We start from the raw sequence: 1,319 nt of genomic DNA on the forward strand, positions 1-1,319 counted from the left end.
AGATAAATAAAGAATAAGATATGCCAGAGCAAGAGTAGTGGTAGAGTACAATAAAATGTGGATGTAGCTAGTAGAATTTATAATTAAGTTGAAAGAAAAAATAAAGGACTAGCTAATGAAAGATATTAACTCAGAACTACAAAGAAATATACAAGATGTACTACACTATGATAGAGGTACTGCAGTAGAAAATATTGTCAAACTGGTATTTGAAACAATAATGAATGCTGAAAGAGTAGAGTTTCTTTCAACATCAGAAGGCAATAAAGCCAATGGCTACTATCAAAGACTAGCTCAGGGAATTAATAAATACTTCAAACTCAACATTCCTAGAGATAGGCTATCAATGTTTAAGCCTGTATTTTTAGAATGTGTAAAAGCTCAAGATGCACAAATGCAAGATTTAGCATTTAAGCTTTACACTAAGGGTTTAACAACTAGAGACATAAATGAGGTCTTCTCAGAGATTTATGATAAAAATTTATCAAGCTCAAGTGTATCAAATATCACTAAACAATTTGAACAAGAACGTCAAGCTTGGCTTTCTAGAGAACTAGATGAACAATACTATTTCATCTATATTGATGCTCTATTTGTACCTATAAGGAGAGATACTGTAGCTAAAGAAGCTTTTTACATTGTGCTTGGTCTAAAACCTAATTTACAACGAGACGTACTAGGTGTTTATAACATTCCCCAAGAATCAGCATCTGGTTGGTTTGAGGTTATAGAAGACTTAAAGTCTCGAGGACTAAGAAAATGTTTAATGGTTATTGCTGATGGCTTATCTGGATTATCAGATATTGTTAAGCAGCAGCTACCAAATACTTTATTTCAAAGGTGTTTGGTTCACAAAATCAGAAATTTACTTTTAAAGGTTAGAGCTAAGGATAAAAGAGCTTTAGCTGATGATTTTCATGAGATATTTGAATTGGAACAACCTCAATATAACATTGATAATGCTATAACTAGGTTGGATACATTTATTGAGTATTGGAGCTGTAAATATCCTTCTATCGAAAAAGCTTTTAAAGATCAAGATATTGAAAATTACTTTGCATATTTAAATTTCCCTAGTACCATTCATAGAATGATTTATACCACTAATTGGATTGAGAGATTAAATAAGGAGATTCGTAGAACTACTAAGATCAGAAACTCTTTTCCTAATCCTGATAGTGCGATGAATCTTATTTGTGCTTGTTTGATGGACTTCGAACAAAAAACTTATAGATATCCAGTGACTGCTTTTTGTAAAGTTAAGGATATTTTGGATGCAAAACTCGACATGCTATAGACACACTTTTTTGGACGCTATC

1 protein-coding gene is annotated in these 1,319 nt (G+C 31.8%); it reads left to right on the plus strand.

What is annotated here, in order from left to right:
- Window positions 1–115: 115 nt before the first annotated feature.
- Complete coding sequence (locus F3D62_RS00790; protein WP_150466353.1) at window positions 116–1,297, plus strand: IS256 family transposase; 1,182 nt, start codon at window positions 116–118, stop codon at window positions 1,295–1,297.
- Window positions 1,298–1,319: the final 22 nt, after the last annotated feature.

Source organism: Francisella sp. SYW-9 (genome assembly GCF_008711465.1).
Lineage (GTDB): Bacteria > Pseudomonadota > Gammaproteobacteria > Francisellales > Francisellaceae > Francisella.